We start from the raw sequence: 16043 nt of genomic DNA, 5'->3' as shown, positions 1-16043 counted from the left end.
CACTGATGACTGCCCCAAATTCCACAGCCGGGATATTCCCGCTGGACAAGCCGGACCTCTTGAAAGCCTACCGCACCATGCGGACCATCCGCGAGTTCGAGGAACGGCTCCATGGTGAATTCGCCAAGGGCGACATTCCGGGCTTCGTCCATCTTTATGCAGGTGAAGAGGCAGCCGGCACCGGCATCATGATGCATCTCGAGGACAAGGACCGCATCGCCTCCACCCATCGTGGCCATGGTCACTGCATCGCCAAGGGCGTCGATCCGCGCGAGATGATGGCGGAGATTTATGGCAAGGTCTCGGGCTCCTGTCGCGGCAAGGGCGGCTCGATGCACATCGCCGACCTGTCCAAGGGCATGATGGGCGCCAACGGCATTCTGGGAGCCGGCGCACCGCTCGTGTGTGGCGCGGCACTCGCAGCCAAGTTCCGCGGCGACGGCGCCGTTGCCATCTCCTTCGTCGGTGACGGCGCGTCGAACCAGGGCACCTTCCTCGAAAGCCTCAACCTTGCTGCCGTATGGAACTTGCCGGCAATCTTCGTGGTCGAGAACAATGGCTACGCTGAATCGACCTCGCGCGATTATGCGGTGGCCGTCGATTCTTACGTCGACCGCGCCGCAGGCTTTGGCCTTCCCGGCGTCACCGTTGATGGCCTCGACTTCTTCGCAGTCTATGAAGCTGCGGGCGAAATCATCAAGCGTGCACGCGAAGGCGGCGGACCGGCATTGCTCGAGTGCAAGATGATCCGCATGTTCGGCCATTTCGAAGGCGACCAGCAGACCTACCGCGCCAAGGGCGAACTCGAAGACATCCGCGCCAACAAGGATTGCATTCGGATGTTCGCGGATCGCGTGACGGAGTCGGGCGTCATAAGCCGCGGCGAACTCGATGCGATCGACCGCGATGTTGTGGCCCAGATCCAGGAGGCCTCAGCCTTCGCCAAGGCGGCTCCGCTGCCGACGGCCGCCGACCTCACGACCGATGTCTACGTCAGCTACTGATCGCAGGGAGTAACAGGAAATGGCACGCAAGATCACGATGCGTCAGGCGATCAATGAAGCGCTTGACCAGGAAATGGCCCGCGATCCCAGCGTCTTCGTCATGGGCGAAGACATTGTCGGCGGCGCTGGCGGACAGGGCGAGGAAGATGCCTGGGGCGGCGTTCTCGGCGTCACCAAGGGCCTCAACGCCAAGTACAAGGGCCGCCTTCTCGATACGCCGCTCTCGGAGTCGGCCTACATCGGCGCCGCCGTGGGTGCCGCCGCCTGCGGCATGCGCCCGGTGGCCGAGCTGATGTTCCTCGACTTCATGGGCGTCTGCTTCGACCAGATCTTCAACCAGGCCGCCAAGTTCAAGTACATGTTCGGCGGCAAGGCTGAAACGCCCGTCGTCATCCGCGCCATGGTGGGTGCCGGCTTCCGCGCCGCCGCCCAACACAGCCAGATGCTGACGCCGCTGTTCGTGCACATCCCCGGCCTCAAGGTGGTCTGCCCGTCCAACGCCTATGATGCGAAGGGTCTTCTGATCCAGTCGATCCGCGACAACGATCCCGTGATCTTCTGCGAACACAAGAACCTCTATGCGACCGAAGCGGACGTTCCGGCCGAATCCTACGCCATCCCCTTCGGCGAGGCCAATGTGGTGCGTGAAGGCAAGCACGCCACCATCATCACTTACGGCATGATGGTGAACCGCTCAATGGAGGCCGCAGCCGCATTGGCCAAGACCGGCGTGGAATGCGAAGTCGTCGATCTGCGCACGCTGTCTCCCATCGATTGGGACACGATCATGGACAGCGCATCGAAGACCGGCCACGTCGTCTGCGTCGACGAAGCCAACCCGCGCTGCTCGATTGCCTCGGACGTGTCCGCGATGATCACGCAGGAGTGCTTCAAGGCGCTGAAGGGACCGATCCAGATGGTGACGGCGCCCCATACGCCGGTACCGTTCTCCCCGGTGCTCGAAGATCTCTACATCCCCTCGGCCGATGCGATTGCCAAGGCCGTCAAGAAGTCGATGGCGCACTGAAACCGCGCCCTTTTGAAGTGAGGTTGTGACAATGACTGATACCCGGATTGTGCCGATCGTCATGCCCAAGTGGGGCCTCTCCATGAAGGAGGGAAAGGTGACGGGATGGCTGTTGGAGGATGGCTCGAAGATCAATGTCGGTGACGCGATCCTCGAGGTCGAGACCGACAAGATCGCGGGGTCCGTCGAGGCTTCCGACGCTGGCGTCCTCAGGCGCCGCGTCGGCCAGCCTGACACCATCTACCCGGTGAAGACGCTGCTCGGCGTCATCGCCGATCCTTCCGTGCCCGACTCGGAGATCGACGCATTCGTGTCGGCATACGTGGCTCCGGCGGCGGACGAGGGCGAGGAGGACCAGGGCCCCAAGTATGAGTTCGCCGACACGCCGTCAGGCACCATGCGCTATGCCAAGCGTGGCAGCGGCGACGAGACCGTGCTGCTGATTCACGGCTTCGGCGGCGATCTCGATGGCTGGCTCTTCAATCTCGATGCCATCGGCGAGAAGGCGACGGTCTATGCCGTCGATCTTCCCGGCCATGGGCAGTCGACCAAGAAGATCGACAATCCCAGCCTGAAGACGATGACGAAGGCCGCGCTGGATTTCATGGATGCGGTCGGCCTGGACAAGGCGCATGTCGTCGGTCACTCGATGGGCGGTGCCATCGGGATGCAAATGGCGCTCGACGCCCCGGCGAAGGTGAAAAGTCTCACGCTCATCTGCTCGGCGGGCCTCGGGCCCGAGATCAGCGACTACGTCGACAATTTCGTTGCAGCCCAGGGCCGAAAGGACTTGAAGCCCGTGCTGGAACAGCTGTTCTTCGACAAGGGCCTCGTCAGCCGGCAACTGGTCGAGGATGTGCTCAAGTACAAGCGCCTCGATGGGGTGGAAGGTGCGCTCAAGGCTTTGTCGGCAGCCCTCTTCGGCGGCCGCACGCAGCATGATGCGCCGGGCGCCAAGATCGCCGGCAAGCAGCCTCCGACGCTCATTGTCTGGGGCAAGGACGACCAGATCATCCCTTCGGCTCACGCCAGCAAGCTGGAGGGCGCCAAGGTTCACGTCTTCGATAACGCTGGCCACATGGTTTTCATGGAAAAGGCCAGCGATGTGAACAACCTCATCAAGTCGCACATCGCTGGCTGATGACCAACACATGCTCCGGCCGCTGAAACGGCCGGAGAAAGGAGGGCCAGAGATCACGGAAGCTTGAGACTATCCGCGAGATGCGAAGCCGCTGCTAACGACTCCGCGTCTGCTGTTTGATCGACAAGAACATGAAAATCAATATGGGAGAAAACGCGCATGTTTTCGATACGGAAAAATGCTGTCTACAAGCGTATCAATCGCCGCAAGTTCCTTGAACTCGGCGGCGGTGCGGCAACGGCGCTTGGCGCCGGCTCGATGACGCTGGGTCTCAGCTCGCTGATCACACGCACTCCGGTTCAGGCGGCATCCTCCGATGATGCCAAGTGGAAGCAATACGCCGGTTCGAAGCTGGTCTTCCTGTCGGAGAACACGCCGCCGTCATTCGCCATCCGTGACAATATCAAGGCCTTCACCGATCTCACCGGCATCGAGGTGACCATCCTCACCGATGACCTTCCTGTCGTGCAGCAGAAACTCGGCATCGATCTCCGCAGCGGCAAGTCGGACTACACGCTGGGTTATGTGCAGGACAAGCCGATCGGCGCGCCCTTCGGCGACATGTTCGCCGACATGACGCCGATGTTCGGCGACGCCACGCTGCCCCAGGACCCCGAGGGCTATGGCGACGACGCCTGGTTCGAGAACTTCCTCTCGGCCTGCGGACGGTTCTATGACAAGGGCAAGATCGTCGCGCTTCCCTATGACGCGGCCGTCGCTTGCACCTTCTACCGTCAGGACCTTTTCGAGGCCAACTCGAAGGACTTCGAAGCAGAATACGGCTACCGCCTCGAGTTCAACAAGGACTCGACCTGGAAGAACGTCACCGACATGGCCGCCTTCTTCAAGAAGGCCAAGGAAGCCGGCAAGGACGTGCCCTATGGCTACGCGCAGCACCAGGGTTCGTTTGCCTGGACGACGCAGCTCGACATCCAGCGCTTCCTCTTTGCCAACGGCCGGTGGATGGACTGGAACATCGACGACGTCTACGGTTCCAAGGAGCCGGGCAAGACCAACTGGGGCGATGCACAGTCGATCCTGATGATGCAGAAGTTCAAGGATCTCGCGGACGTCTGCCATCCGGACAACCTTGCCAACGGCACGCTCGAACTCAACACCGTCTACCAGTCGGGCAACATCGCGATGCAAACGCAGTATCACGAGTTTGCGGCCTCGATCGAGGACGAGAAGACCTCTCGCGCGGCAGGCGGCAAGACAGCCTATGCACCGTGCCCGAAAGGCGATCCGTCATGGATCACCAATGGCGGCGAAGCTGTGAACGGCACGAACTGCGGCATCGGCGGCATCGGCATCAACGGCAATGCCTCCGAAGACCTGAAGCGCGCGGCCTATATCTTCGCGATCTGGTCGGTGTCGAAGGACAACCAGTACAACGTGCTCAAGGGCCTCGGCGGCACACCGACCCGCAAGTCCGTTGTGGCGCTCCCTGACGTGCAGGCCGCCAAGCAGCGTCCGACCACCATGCCGAACGCGCTGACGTTTGACGCCGTTTATGACTACGGCATCAAGAACCCGCACTTCGTGCTCGGCCCGAAGATCCCGAACGCCAACGAGTATCACTCGATCCTCGCGGCCGAAATGCAGAAGTGCCTGTCGAACGAGCAGTCGGCAGAAGACACCTGCAAGACGATCCAGACGCAGCTGGACGAACTGAACAACGCCGGCTGAGGCGTCAGCACACACTCAACAGCCGGCGGTCCTCTGGACCGCCGGCCCATTGATGCGATGACTTCGCAGGGGAAGCCATGTCCAGTTCCAGCACCACGATTGCCGCAAGTTCATCCGATGCAAGATCAGGTTCACGCCTGTTCCGCGTCCGTGAGATCACCGACAATGTGGAATCGCGTCCGGTCTCAGTCGTGGCGGCTGAACCCCCTTCCATCAATCCTGCGGCCTCGAAGCGGTACTACTTCCTGCTGATGGCGCCTGCGATCCTGGTGCTGGCCTTCATCTCGATCTATCCGTTCTTCTGGATGATCTACATGAGCCTGCACGATGTCGACATCGGCAAGGTCGAGTGGAACGACTTCGCAAACTTCCTCAAGCTGCCCAATGACACGCGCTTCATGTCAGGCTGGTGGCTGCTCATCCAATACAGCGTGATGTGCCTGACCCTGCAGATCGTCATCGGGGTGTTCCTTGCCGTTTCGCTCAACGGCTCGCGCTTCGAGAAAATTCTCGTCACCACGCTGCTGATGCCCATGATGATGGCACCGCTGGTGGCCGGCATGGTCTGGTACTTCCTCTACAACGGCACCTTCGGCTGGTATCACTGGCTGTTGCAGAGCGTCGGAATTCTTGGCCCCAAGTCGATCCTTGCGAGTTCAAGCACCGCGATGATCGGTGTTGTCCTGGTCGACGTGTGGCAATGGACGCCGCTCATCACGCTCATAACGCTCGCAGGCCTGAAGCGCGTGCCGCAGGACCAGCTCGAGGCCAACATGGTCGATGGCGCCTCACCCGTGCGCAACTTCTTCTCGGTGACGCTGCCCAATCTTTATCCGGTGCTGCTCATCGCCATCATGCTGCGCTTCATGGACAATTTCCGCTTCATCGACTCGCTGCTTGTGCTCACCGGCGGCGGTCCGGGCAATTCCACGAAGATTTTGCCGGTCTATCTCTTCGAGGTGTCGTTCAAGTTCTTCAAGCTCGGGCGCGGTGCGGCGATCGCTTTGATCCTGCTCATCGTCACCATCATTCTCGGCAAGCTGCTGGTCCGCGTCTTCGACCGCCAGCAACCCTCCAAGGTGTAAGTCATGGCCTCGCGCGACGTCATCCAGTACGAGACTCCGTTCACCAAGAGCCTGAGGTGGTTCTCGGCCGTCTTCATCGCCTTCTACATGGTGTGGACGGTGTTGCCGATTTTCATCATGTTCATGTCGTCCTTCAAGGATCTGCTGGAAGCCTTCAAGCTTCCGGCGATCGGCGACTGGGCCGGCGTCACGGTGTTCTTCGAGTTCACGCCGACGACCAAGCACTACTATGAGCTCTTCGCCAACCTGGGCTTCACACGCTATCTGATGAACTCGCTCATCGCGGCGGGCGGTTCTGCGGTGGTCTCGGTGGTGCTGGGTTCGTTGTGCGCCTATTCACTGTCGCGCATCGATTTCCGCGGCAAGAGCGACCTGTTCTTCTGGATCATCTCCACCCGCATGGCGCCCGTCGTCGCCGTGATGGTGCCGCTCTACTGGATCTTCCGTGAGCTTGATCTCGTCGGCACGTTGCCCGGCCTCATCCTCGCCTACACCACCTTCAACCTTCCCTTCGCCATCTGGATCCTCAAGGGCTTCTTCGACAACGTGCCCTATGCGATTGAAGAGGCACAGATGGTGGACGGGGCCACGCGCCTGCAAGCCTTCAGGGCCATCCTTCCGCTGGTGGCGCCCGGCATCGGCGCCTTCATCGTGCTGTGCATCCTGTTTGCCTGGAACGATTATCTCTTCGCGGCCATCATCGGCTCCGGCGGCGCCAAGACCTTGCCCGCCGCCACCCGCGAACTCGTGCAGCCGCAGAACATCCAGTGGGGCCAGATCATGGCCGCTGGCACCGTCACGACGCTGCCCATGATGTTCCTCGGCCTCGTCATTCGCAAATACCTCGTCACCGGCCTGACCATGGGCGCGGTCAAGGAATAATTGGAGATCAACATGGCCAAGGTCAGCTTTCGCAACGTCTGGAAGAAGTACGGCAACACGCCGGCGGTGAAGGATCTCAACATCGAGTGCCCGGATGGTTCCTTCCTCTCCATCCTCGGTCCCTCCGGCTGCGGCAAGTCCTCGACCATGCGCATGGTGGCGGGCCTGGAACACATCACGTCTGGCCAGATCCTCTTCGACGAGAAACCCATCAACACGCTTGCGCCCAAGGATCGCGATGTGGCGATGGTGTTCGAGAACTATGCGCTCTATCCGCACAAGAGCGTTTACGAGAACATGGCGAATCCGTTGAAGCTGCGCGGACAAGACCCGGCGCGCATCAAGGAACGCGTGACCTCTGCTGCCAAGCTGCTCGAGATTGGCCATCTGCTTGAGCGCCGCCCGCAGGAACTGTCGGGCGGGCAGAAGCAGCGTGTCGCCATCGGCCGCGCCATCGTGCGCGAGCCGAACCTGTTCCTCTTCGACGAGCCCATCGCGCATCTGGACGCCAAGCTCCGCGCCCACATGCGTGGCGAGATCAAGCACCTTCAGCGCACGCTGGGGACCACGATGATCTACGTTACCCATGACCAGCTCGAAGCGATGTCGATGGCGGATACCATCGCCGTCATGCATGATGGCGAGCTGCAGCAGCTGGGCACACCACGCGAGGTCTACAACAAGCCGGTCAATGCCTGGGTGGCGGGTTTCGTGGGCGAGCCCGCGATGAATTTCGTCGATGTCGGCCTTCAGGACAAGGGCGGCAAGACGCATTTCATTCATCCCAACTTCTCGATCGCGGTGAACGACGAGCAGCAACGCATCATCTCCAGCGGAGCACGCGCCAACGCGCTGCGCATGGGCATCCGCCCCGACGCCATGTCGATCTCGATGACGAAACCTCATGATGAACACATCACCGGCAAGATCTTCGTCACCGAGCTTCTGGGCGGCGACATGATCATTGACGTCGATCTCGAGGACAGCCGCATCAGGGTCAAGACCTCGACGGAGTTCGAAGGTCTGGAAGGCCAGACCTGCTACATGACCGTCAACCGCGACAAGTGGCATGCCTTCTCGAAAGAGAATGGCAAGGCCCTGTTCTGATCCATCCGAAGGAGAGCGATATGGCAAGTGCCAAGGAAAAGCTGGACGGCGTGAATGTCCGCCTGATGGGCCTGTTCAAGGCTGAGAAACAGACGATGATGGCCTTCAATGGCCTTGCCCAGGCGGCGACTCGGGCGGGCAAGATATCGCCCGCCATCAAGGAACTGACCGCCGTGGCGATTGCCGTCGCCAAGGGCTGCGAGGACTGCATCGTCTATCATGCGGCGGCCGCCAAGAAGCATGGCGCCACCCGCGAGGAACTGGCCGAGATGCTGGCGGTGTCGGTCGAGATGTCGGGCGGGCCCGGTGCAGTCTATGCCGCGAAGGCGGTGGAAATCTTCGACGAGCTGCCCTGATCCTCAGCGTCCGAGAAACCGGGTGCCGATCAGAACGGCGAGGCCCGAGACCGTTCCCGTGACGAATGTGCCCCAGGCCAGATCGATGATTGCGATCTTCGTTGTGAAGCCCTTCATCACCGCGAGGTTCGTCAGGTCATATGTGCCATAGGCCACGAGCCCCAGAAGTGCCCCATACATGACGGCCTGGCTGACTGATTGCGACTGAAAGGCGGGCCAGATCACCATGATCATCAGGCCGGTTACATAGAGCACGTAGAACGCTCCGGCCGCACCCATGTTGGGCGGCTGACGAAGAAGCTCACCGATCTCCGTGACATAGATGCTCCGGCCAAGCCAGAGCAGCCAGACCATGTCGATGGCCAGGAAAATCACGGCGGCAATGATCCAGAGCAGGATCCATTGTGTCATCGGGCGCGCTCCCATTTGGTGTTGTCTTGATACGGCGGGCGCGCGCCCGGGATCACAGTTCCGTGAAGGCTTTTAGGCGACCGCCCGTGCCAGAGCGCACTGCGACCAGAGTTCGGAGAGCGCCGAGACGAGGTGATCCATGTCCGCTTCGGTATGGAGCGGCGTCGGCGTGATGCGCAGGCGCTCGGTGCCGCGCGGCACGGTGGGATAGTTGATGGGCTGGATGTAGACGCCATACTGATCGAGCAGGATATCGCTGATCCACTTGCACTTCTTGGCGTCGCCCACCATCACGGGAACGATGTGGCTGTCGTTCTTCATGTAGGGAACGCCAGCCGCGTCGAGCTTGCGGCGCAGCTTCGCCACACGGTCCCGGTGGCGGATGCGCTCGAACTCGTTGGCTTTGAGATAGCGGATCGAGGCGGCTGCGCCAGCGGCGACTGCCGGGGGAAGGGCGGTCGTGAAGATGAAGCCCGATGCAAAGCTGCGGACGAAATCGCAAATCGCAGCCGAGCCCGTGATATAGCCGCCAACCACGCCGAAGGCCTTGCCCAGCGTGCCCTCGATGACGGTCACGCGATCCATGATGCCTTCGCGCTCGGCGATGCCGCCGCCGCGCGGGCCATACATGCCGACAGCGTGAACCTCGTCGAGATAGGTCATGGCGTTGTACTTCTCGGTCAGGTCGCAGATCTCCTTGATCGGGCCGATGTCGCCATCCATCGAATAGACCGACTCGAAGGCGATGAGCTTCGGGCGGGATGGGTCGGCGGCCTTGAGCAGCCGCTCGAGATCGGCCACGTCATTGTGCTTGAAGATGTGACGCTCGGCGCGCGAGTGGCGGATACCTTCGATCATCGAGGCATGGTTGCCGGCGTCCGAATAAACGATGCAGTTCGGGATGCAGCTTGCCAGCGTACCGAGTGCGGCCCAGTTCGAGACATAGCCCGATGTGAAGAGCAGGGCGCTTTCCTTGCCGTGCAGGTCGGCCAGCTCGCGCTCGAGTTCCACATGGTAATGGTTGGTGCCCGAGATATTGCGTGTGCCGCCGGCGCCTGCGCCGCAACGGTCCAAAGCCTCGTGCATGGCTGCCAGCACGGAAGGATTCTGTCCCATGCCGAGATAGTCGTTGGAACACCAGACGGTGATCTCGCGCTTGTCCTGCCCGTGGTGGGTGGCGCGGGGGAAGCTGCCGTTCTTGCGCTCGAGATCGGCGAAGACCCGATAGCGGCCCTCGTTGCGAAGCGCGTCGAGTTCCGACTTGAAGAAGGTTTCGTAGTGCATCTGGTCCTCGCTCAAGGCTTGTCCGACTCCGGCTCTCAGGGCGTCGGGTTGGTTTTCAAGGTGGTATAGTCAAATTTCGGCGGCGCTGGCTTGCGCGATTTCGCCGCGTTGCGGCGGGCGGGCAGGCTCCAGTGCCAAAGCTTCTCCACGGGAAGCGGCAACATCAGGAACCAGTGCTCCACTACGGCAAGTGCCATCAGGGCTGCGAGCAATGAATAGCCCGTCACATGGTGATCGGCTTCCGCAGAGAAAGCCTCACCGAACAGCAGCACGGCACCGATCGTCGCGGCGGTCACGGAGAACGGAAACAGCAGGTTCATGGGCTTCCGGGTGAGAAAGCTCTTGAGCACTTCCATGTGGGCGGGGACGAATTCCTCGCTGACATTGCGAACGCCGAGGAACACGTTGAGCCTGGCGCTCAGGTGCAGGGACCACAGTAGCAGATAGGTCCAGAGGCCCCATTGGTTTGCCGATTCCCACGTCATCGCGGCGATGGCGATGGCAACGAGGATGATCGCGATCTCGTGCCAGAGATTGACCTGGATGGCATGGCCAAAGTGCCGCCAGCCGGAGCAGCCAGCCGCGCACCGTGTCTTGCGAGGGCCGGTCACGAAGCCAGTGTAGAGGCTGATCTCCTGCCAGCCCCAGGCCAGCAGCCCGCCCGAGAAGGACACATAGGCAGCCCAGCGGCTGGTGTCGTCCGCCGTACTCCACATTGCATAGAAGGAGAGGCCCAGCACTGCCGTGGCACCGGCCATGCTCCACTTGAAGGTCCGGACCGGAAGCTGATCGAGATAGAAGATCAGTCCGGTCGAGAACCACCAGAGGAACAAGGCGTAAGCGATGGGCAGGGCGTAATCCATCAGTTGAGCGTCACCACGTTGGAGCCAGGCGGATATCGCGCGGCAGTTCGTTGGTCTTCGAGGGCAACAGGTAGAGCCGCAGGAAGGTGAATCCTGCCGCCGCTACTGTCCGGAGCCTCCCGATCTTGGCTGTCATGCCGCCCTTTTGCTGCCATTCGGAATTGCGGTCATTGATTTTTCTCAATTTCTCCAAACCGGCGAAAAAGGCCGGATTGTCGATATCGAGTTCCAGCGGGAAGACCTGACGGGAGATTTCCGAGGTGATCTTGAACACCTTGTAGCCATATTCCGTGGGCTCGATGCCGAGCGCCTCGTGGAAATGCGGGCGCTGGTGGTCGCGCACATACATGGTGGCGAAAACGGCGAGCAGGAAGAACTTCACCCAGTATTTGTTGATCCCCTTCAGCAGTTGGGGGTTGGCGCGCATCAGCAGCGCGAAGGCCTCGCCATGGCGGAACTCGTCGTTGCACCACTTCTCGAACCACTTGAAGATCGGGTGGATGCGGCGCTCGGGATGCGCCTGCAGGTGGCGGAAGATGGTGATGTAGCGCGCGTAGCCGATCTTCTCCGAAAGGTAGGTCGCGTAGAAAATGAACTTCGGCTTGAAGAACGTATATTTCTTGCTCTTGGTCAGGAAGCCCAGGTCGACACCGATATTGAAGTCCTTCAGCGTGTCGTTGATGAAACCGGCATGGCGGCCCTCATCGCGCGCCATCAGGCGGAACAGCTCGCACATGTCCGGGTTCTTGCCGCGCTTTCGCATCTCGGAATAGAGCACGCAGCCTGAGAACTCGGCGGTCAGCGAGCTCACGAGGAAATCCACAAACTCCTTGCGCAGGCCCTCGGGCAGATCCTCGAGGGACATCTTGTCCCATTCCTCGTTGCGCTTGAAATGCATCTTGTTCGGGTCAGCCTGCATCTCCGCGATGAGAATGTCCCATTCCTTGCGGACCGAGGAGACGTCCATCTTGTCCAGCGCCTCAAAGTCGGTCGTATAGAAGCGCGGGCTGAGAACGGTCGACTCCTGGGCCTTCTTCAGCGTGTCGGCAGACCTGATTCCAAGGGTTTCGATGGTCATAGTTCTTCTCCAGAAAAGCTGAATTCCAGAAGTTCCATGAACTCCAGGTCGCCTGTCAATTTTACCCAGCGCTTTTCGAGCCAGTTGGCGCGGGTGATCGTGGCCTTGCGGCGCTCGATCATGGTCTCGCCATAGGGAACGATGATCGGCTTGCCGTGAACCAGCACCTCGTCGCCGGGCTCGATCTTCACGCCATCATCGAGTTCGACATGGGCGGCAAGGTTGTCAAAGGTGTTGACCACATGGACAGTGCACATCACGTCTTGGCGGCCGGCGGGAGCGAAAGGATTCAGCATCAGCTCTTGTCTCCTGTCGTTGAAAGGAAGGCAGCGAAGACCGCAGCGTTGGTCTGGCCATAGGCGTTGAGATCGAGCCTGACATCGGAGGCCGTGTCGATCAACATCAATTGGCCGTTGCGCAGGCGCTCGAGACGGTAGGGCGCGCCGTAGGAGACCTCGCCCTTCTTGCGCACCCGCATGAGGCCGCGCAGCGTGCCGCGCAGGAAACCGTTGGTGCCCGGCCCGGCCGAGGCCACGAGCTTGCCCGTCGTGCCATCGATGATGCTCACGCTGCCGTCTCCGGCATCCTCGAAGCGCAGCAGCTTGCTCTGCAGCACTTCGGAAGCGCCCAGATCCTGAACCGGCGAGAAACCGGAGAGCCGCGCCGCGGTCACCACAAGGATGGTCACGATCACCACGCTGAAGGCCCAGGCGAGGGGAAGCCTCGGAACGCCGTTGGTCGCTGCTTGCGGGGTTGCTTGCTGCATAGTCATCTCCTCAGGCCGCCACGGGTTCGTGACCGAAGCTCGGCGATGCCGCCGTGGCGGTTGCCTGAAGCGGTGCGGTTGCCGTGCCATTGAGGGCCGCCGAGAGAAGGCTTGCCACGCGGTCGGCATCGGGGATGCAGCGCAGGCAGGGCTGCGGATGACGGAAGTAGAACTGCCGCGCATGGGGCCAGAGCAGCATGTAGGCGACTCGTTCACCCGCCGCGAGCTTCAGCGGAATATCGCCGGCGCCGCCATTGAAGAGGCGTACCGAGGCACCGTCCACCAGCTTGAAGGGCAGGTTGATGGTGACGGGGAGCGCGATGCCGACGCGCATCACGAGGCGCTTGCTGGTGAGCGTGTAGACCGTGGTCCGCGCGCTGGCATAGGCCAGCCCGGCGAGAATCGTGGCAGCAGCCAGGCCCATGGGGATGAGCCACAGGAAGGGCCTTGTCGCTGCCGCGTAGGTCTCGCCGTCGGCGATGCGGAACAGCGCCTGCACCACGGCGAGCGCGATGAAGTACCAGATCACCTTGCGGGCATGGAAGGCATGTACCGCCAGATCCTGCCAGCGCGGTGCGCCCTGCCACAGCATGCGTTCGTCCTTGGGCAGGAACTGAGGCAAGCCCCGGACCGGTTCAAAGTCGAAATCGTCATGGTGGCTCATACGAGTGGCTCCGCGCGTTCGGGTGTCGCGTAGAGATGACCGCTTGCGTAGTAGGCGCAGATGCGGTCTTCCTCGAGACGGGTGACCACGTCCGGCTTCCGGTGGGCCGGAACCTTGGCGAACTGCTTGCTGGTGATGGACTTGACCGTCACCTGCCGCTTCGATCCGGAGATGCGGGACAGCGTGGTGGGCAGCAGCACGTTGCGCTTGCCATCCTTGCCGCCGACTTCGATCTCGAGATAGCGCATGATGTATTCGGAGCGGTCGACCCACACGTCGCGCACCACGCCACCGACCTTGCCGTCGGCACCGATGACGTCCATGCCGCGCGGATCGGGATCGTTCGCTTCGATGTGGAAGCCTTCCGCCGAGCGCAGCGGCAGCAGCTTTGGCGTGCCATGGACGGTTGCATCCGGAATGTCGAGGCGTTCGGCATAGGCAGCGGGGCCGACGCCGTCGACCATCGGGTCACCATCGGGCTGGAGCGGCGCACCCGGCCACGGGCCGATTGGCGTTGCCTTGATGGGGCGCGTGTCCTGCGGTTCGGCGCGGGGCGCATAGACCGTCGTGCCATCCGCCAGATGAAAAGCCTTGGGCGAGGGGATCGCCGGCCAGCCCTGCACAGTGATGTGGGCGGAGCGCTCGGATTCGAGCGGATAGCCCTCGCGCTTGTCTTCGCGCCTGACATAGAAGATCAGGGCCGCGAGGAAGGCCCAGAACAGGTAGAGCACAACCTGGGCGACGTCGATATACTGGGTGAAGGCTGCAGACATCATTTTTCTCCCACAGTCAGCCTGGATATTCCGCCAAACCGAAGCCGGACGGCTGCCGCTGGGCGCGGCCTCCACCCACGCGGACCATGGGTCCGATGGCGACGAGCGTGGCAAACAGAAGCACGATTTCGATCTGGTAGACGAAGAGGTAGCCGGCGGCGGGCCCCGAGAAGGCAGCACCCAGCGTGCCGTTTTCGGCAAAGGTCGAGATGAGGTCGCGGAGCGTACCGCTGGCCGCGATGGCGAGACCGGCCGCAGTCGCCTGAACGCCGCCCCATGCGCCGAGCGCGATGCCGCTCATGGTGCCGGAGCCGCTGGAGGCCAGTTCCATCGCGGCCGTCAGCATGCCGACCGAAAACAGTCCGCCACCGAAGCCGATGAAGAAGGCGCCGGTCTGGAACAGCGACACCAGTTCCAGTAGCGGGGCGAAGCTGACGGCGGCAAAGGCGGTAATGCCGGCGAGAATGCCGAGCGAGGCGATGCGGTAGGGGTCGCCGCCGCGGGCCAGCCTGCGGGCGGCGAGCGCGAATCCGACGAGCGTGCCAGCGGCCAGAATGGCGGTGAGCCAGGTGGTTTGGCCGACGCTCATGGCGAAGACCTGACCGCCGAAGGGTTCGAGCAAAATGTCCTGCATGCTGAAGGCGGCGCTGCCGAGGCCCACGGCGACCAGAAGCCGCTTGGCGCGGCCTGCACTTGCAAAACTGGTCCAGGCCTCGCGGAACGTGGTCCGGGGGGCGTTCGCGCTGGTGAGTGCCGGGTTGCGGGCTTCCTGCTGCCACATGGCGATGCCATTCAGGACGGCGGTGATGACGGCAGCACCCTGGATGATCTGGATCAGCTTCACGGCGCTGAAGTCGCGCAGCAGCGTGCCGAAGACCAGTGCGCTGACGACCATGCCGAGCAGCAGCATGACATATAGCAGTGCCACCACGCGCGGACGCGCCTCGGGCGGGGCCAGGTCATTGGCAAGTGCCAGGCCCGCGGTCTGCGTCGTGTGGATGCCCGCGCCCACCAGCAGGAAGGCGAGGGCGGCGCCGATCTGGCCATAGATGGCCGGGCCGTGGCCGTCGCCGGTGAGAACCAGAAGCGCGAAGGGCAGGATCGCAAAGCCGCCGAACTGCAGCAGGGTGCCGAACCAGATGTAAGGCACGCGGCGCCAGCCCAGCACCGAGCGGTGCGTGTCGGACTTGAAGCCGATCAGCGCGCGGAAGGGCGCGAAGACGATGGGGAGCGAGACCATGAGACCCACGAGCCAGGCAGGAACGCCCAGTTCCACGATCATCACGCGGTTCAGCGTTCCGGTCAGCAGCACCATCGCCATGCCAACCGAGACCTGGAAGAGTGAAAGCCTCAGCAGGCGTCCCAGGGGCAGTTCGGTCGTCGCCGCATCGGCGAAGGGCAGGAAACGGGGTCCCAGTTCCTGCCAGCCCTTGATGACAACCTGGTTGAGCCTCTTCATGCGCGCTTGAGCTCCTGCGCATGAGAGATGTAGAAGCCGCTGGTGATGCGGCTGTTGCGGCCGAGGCCCCAGTGCTGGAGGCCGGGTTCGCTTGCCGCCGACTTGTAGAGCGACGCCGTCGCGTGTGGCACGATGCGGGGCGACCTGTCACTCCGCGGAAAGAGCTTGCCGACCGTATGCATGGCGGCGAGCGCAGGCGTTCTCGGCGCATAGGTGAAGTGAATGCCGTTGCTGCTCATTTCGGCCAGCTTCGCCAGCATGCCCATCATGTCGGGCAGGCTGTAATGGATGAGGGAGTCCATCGCCACGATGTGATCGAACATGCCAAACCGCTTGTCGAGCATGTCGCCGGCGCGGAAATGGATGCGGCCGGCGCCCAGCGTTTCCGGCACGCGCTGACGGGCAATCTCGATCAGGGTGGGCGAGATGTCGACCGCGGTCACATCGGCGCCGC

Annotated in this window: 18 protein-coding genes; 8 read left to right on the top strand and 10 right to left on the bottom strand. The window is 62.1% G+C overall.

All coding sequences use genetic code 11. The features are described from left to right. The first annotated feature begins 5 nt into the window (after positions 1-5). The 8 genes from ACEW8Q_RS18940 to ACEW8Q_RS18905 all read left to right on the top strand — a co-directional run bounded on the left by ACEW8Q_RS18940 (position 6) and on the right by ACEW8Q_RS18905 (position 8291). Entirely contained in the window at positions 6-1004 is a 999-nt protein-coding gene (locus tag ACEW8Q_RS18940) for a thiamine pyrophosphate-dependent dehydrogenase E1 component subunit alpha (protein WP_373505622.1), read from the top strand. Positions 1005-1023: 19 nt separating this feature from the next. Then, a complete protein-coding gene (locus ACEW8Q_RS18935) occupies positions 1024-2031 on the top strand; it encodes an alpha-ketoacid dehydrogenase subunit beta (protein WP_373505621.1) in 1008 nt (335 codons plus the stop codon). A 31-nt stretch (positions 2032-2062) separates the two neighbouring features. Next, positions 2063-3172, top strand: a complete 1110-nt coding sequence (locus ACEW8Q_RS18930; protein WP_373505620.1) for an acetoin dehydrogenase dihydrolipoyllysine-residue acetyltransferase subunit — start codon at positions 2063-2065, stop codon at positions 3170-3172. Positions 3173-3331: 159 nt separating this feature from the next. Beyond that, positions 3332-4861: an extracellular solute-binding protein gene (locus ACEW8Q_RS18925; protein WP_373505619.1), complete on the top strand. Its 1530-nt coding sequence runs from the start codon at positions 3332-3334 to the stop codon at positions 4859-4861. A 77-nt stretch (positions 4862-4938) separates the two neighbouring features. Continuing rightward, positions 4939-5946, top strand: a complete 1008-nt coding sequence (locus tag ACEW8Q_RS18920) for a carbohydrate ABC transporter permease (RefSeq protein WP_373505618.1) — start codon at positions 4939-4941, stop codon at positions 5944-5946. A 3-nt stretch (positions 5947-5949) separates the two neighbouring features. Then, positions 5950-6828: a carbohydrate ABC transporter permease gene (locus ACEW8Q_RS18915; protein ID WP_373505617.1), complete on the top strand. Its 879-nt coding sequence runs from the start codon at positions 5950-5952 to the stop codon at positions 6826-6828. A 12-nt stretch (positions 6829-6840) separates the two neighbouring features. After that, a complete protein-coding gene (locus tag ACEW8Q_RS18910) occupies positions 6841-7935 on the top strand; it encodes an ABC transporter ATP-binding protein (RefSeq protein WP_373505616.1) in 1095 nt (364 codons plus the stop codon). Between the two features lie 20 nt (positions 7936-7955). Further along, positions 7956-8291 carry a carboxymuconolactone decarboxylase family protein gene (locus tag ACEW8Q_RS18905; RefSeq protein WP_373505615.1) on the top strand — a complete coding sequence of 112 codons (336 nt, stop codon included), beginning with the start codon at positions 7956-7958 and terminating at the stop codon, positions 8289-8291. Positions 8292-8294: 3 nt separating this feature from the next. Here the strand turns inward: ACEW8Q_RS18905 and ACEW8Q_RS18900 are convergent, their stop codons facing one another. From ACEW8Q_RS18900 to ACEW8Q_RS18855, 10 genes are all read right to left on the bottom strand, one after another. After that, positions 8295-8702 (bottom strand): DUF2177 family protein, encoded by a 408-nt coding sequence (locus tag ACEW8Q_RS18900; RefSeq protein ID WP_373505614.1) that lies wholly within the window; start codon positions 8700-8702, stop codon positions 8295-8297. A 72-nt stretch (positions 8703-8774) separates the two neighbouring features. Next, positions 8775-9986, bottom strand: a complete 1212-nt coding sequence (hemA, locus tag ACEW8Q_RS18895) for a 5-aminolevulinate synthase (protein WP_373505637.1) — start codon at positions 9984-9986, stop codon at positions 8775-8777. A gap of 35 nt (positions 9987-10021) precedes the next feature. Beyond that, complete coding sequence (gene puhE / locus ACEW8Q_RS18890) at positions 10022-10849, bottom strand: putative photosynthetic complex assembly protein PuhE (RefSeq protein WP_373505613.1); 828 nt, start codon at positions 10847-10849, stop codon at positions 10022-10024. Positions 10850-10859: 10 nt separating this feature from the next. Next, positions 10860-11927, bottom strand: coding sequence for a magnesium-protoporphyrin IX monomethyl ester (oxidative) cyclase (gene acsF / locus ACEW8Q_RS18885; RefSeq protein ID WP_373505612.1), 1068 nt, complete (start codon positions 11925-11927; stop codon positions 10860-10862). Next, complete coding sequence (locus tag ACEW8Q_RS18880; protein WP_373505611.1) at positions 11924-12223, bottom strand: hypothetical protein; 300 nt, start codon at positions 12221-12223, stop codon at positions 11924-11926. The genes acsF and ACEW8Q_RS18880 overlap by 4 nt, the downstream gene beginning before the upstream one ends. After that, positions 12223-12693 (bottom strand): photosynthetic complex assembly protein PuhC, encoded by a 471-nt coding sequence (gene puhC / locus ACEW8Q_RS18875; RefSeq protein WP_373505610.1) that lies wholly within the window; start codon positions 12691-12693, stop codon positions 12223-12225. Before puhC ends, ACEW8Q_RS18880 begins: the two co-directional genes overlap by 1 nt. A 10-nt stretch (positions 12694-12703) precedes the next feature. Beyond that, positions 12704-13357 carry a photosynthetic complex putative assembly protein PuhB gene (gene puhB / locus ACEW8Q_RS18870; protein WP_373505609.1) on the bottom strand — a complete coding sequence of 218 codons (654 nt, stop codon included), beginning with the start codon at positions 13355-13357 and terminating at the stop codon, positions 12704-12706. Further along, a complete protein-coding gene (gene puhA, locus ACEW8Q_RS18865) occupies positions 13354-14133 on the bottom strand; it encodes a photosynthetic reaction center subunit H (protein WP_373505608.1) in 780 nt (259 codons plus the stop codon). Before puhA ends, puhB begins: the two co-directional genes overlap by 4 nt. A 13-nt stretch (positions 14134-14146) precedes the next feature. Next, positions 14147-15589 carry a BCD family MFS transporter gene (locus tag ACEW8Q_RS18860; protein ID WP_373505607.1) on the bottom strand — a complete coding sequence of 481 codons (1443 nt, stop codon included), beginning with the start codon at positions 15587-15589 and terminating at the stop codon, positions 14147-14149. Beyond that, on the bottom strand, positions 15586-16043 hold a 458-nt coding region (locus ACEW8Q_RS18855; protein ID WP_373505606.1), incomplete at its 5' end, for a methyltransferase domain-containing protein. The genes ACEW8Q_RS18855 and ACEW8Q_RS18860, both read right to left, overlap by 4 nt.

Source organism: Aestuariivirga sp. (assembly GCF_041738905.1).
Classification (GTDB): Bacteria; Pseudomonadota; Alphaproteobacteria; order Rhizobiales; family Aestuariivirgaceae; genus Aestuariivirga.
The sequence above is the reverse complement of the archived record's forward strand: the minus strand, read 5'-3'. Positions and strand labels throughout refer to the sequence as shown.

Bases quoted from the DNA above. Each gene is read 5' to 3' on its own strand.
- acsF (WP_373505612.1), bottom strand. From the start codon at position 11,927: ATGACCATCGAAACCCTTGGAATCAGGTCTGCCGACACGCTGAAGAAG.
- puhB (WP_373505609.1), bottom strand. From the start codon at position 13,357: ATGAGCCACCATGACGATTTCGACTTTGAACCGGTCCGGGGCTTGCCT.
- ACEW8Q_RS18915 (WP_373505617.1), top strand. From the start codon at position 5,950: ATGGCCTCGCGCGACGTCATCCAGTACGAGACTCCGTTCACCAAGAGC.
- ACEW8Q_RS18940 (WP_373505622.1), top strand. From the start codon at position 6: ATGACTGCCCCAAATTCCACAGCCGGGATATTCCCGCTGGACAAGCCG.
- puhC (WP_373505610.1), bottom strand. From the start codon at position 12,693: ATGCAGCAAGCAACCCCGCAAGCAGCGACCAACGGCGTTCCGAGGCTT.
- ACEW8Q_RS18905 (WP_373505615.1), top strand. From the start codon at position 7,956: ATGGCAAGTGCCAAGGAAAAGCTGGACGGCGTGAATGTCCGCCTGATG.
- ACEW8Q_RS18920 (WP_373505618.1), top strand. From the start codon at position 4,939: ATGTCCAGTTCCAGCACCACGATTGCCGCAAGTTCATCCGATGCAAGA.
- puhE (WP_373505613.1), bottom strand. From the start codon at position 10,849: ATGGATTACGCCCTGCCCATCGCTTACGCCTTGTTCCTCTGGTGGTTC.
- ACEW8Q_RS18900 (WP_373505614.1), bottom strand. From the start codon at position 8,702: ATGACACAATGGATCCTGCTCTGGATCATTGCCGCCGTGATTTTCCTG.
- puhA (WP_373505608.1), bottom strand. From the start codon at position 14,133: ATGATGTCTGCAGCCTTCACCCAGTATATCGACGTCGCCCAGGTTGTG.
- ACEW8Q_RS18860 (WP_373505607.1), bottom strand. From the start codon at position 15,589: ATGAAGAGGCTCAACCAGGTTGTCATCAAGGGCTGGCAGGAACTGGGA.
- ACEW8Q_RS18880 (WP_373505611.1), bottom strand. From the start codon at position 12,223: ATGCTGAATCCTTTCGCTCCCGCCGGCCGCCAAGACGTGATGTGCACT.
- ACEW8Q_RS18925 (WP_373505619.1), top strand. From the start codon at position 3,332: ATGTTTTCGATACGGAAAAATGCTGTCTACAAGCGTATCAATCGCCGC.
- hemA (WP_373505637.1), bottom strand. From the start codon at position 9,986: ATGCACTACGAAACCTTCTTCAAGTCGGAACTCGACGCGCTTCGCAAC.
- ACEW8Q_RS18935 (WP_373505621.1), top strand. From the start codon at position 1,024: ATGGCACGCAAGATCACGATGCGTCAGGCGATCAATGAAGCGCTTGAC.
- ACEW8Q_RS18910 (WP_373505616.1), top strand. From the start codon at position 6,841: ATGGCCAAGGTCAGCTTTCGCAACGTCTGGAAGAAGTACGGCAACACG.
- ACEW8Q_RS18930 (WP_373505620.1), top strand. From the start codon at position 2,063: ATGACTGATACCCGGATTGTGCCGATCGTCATGCCCAAGTGGGGCCTC.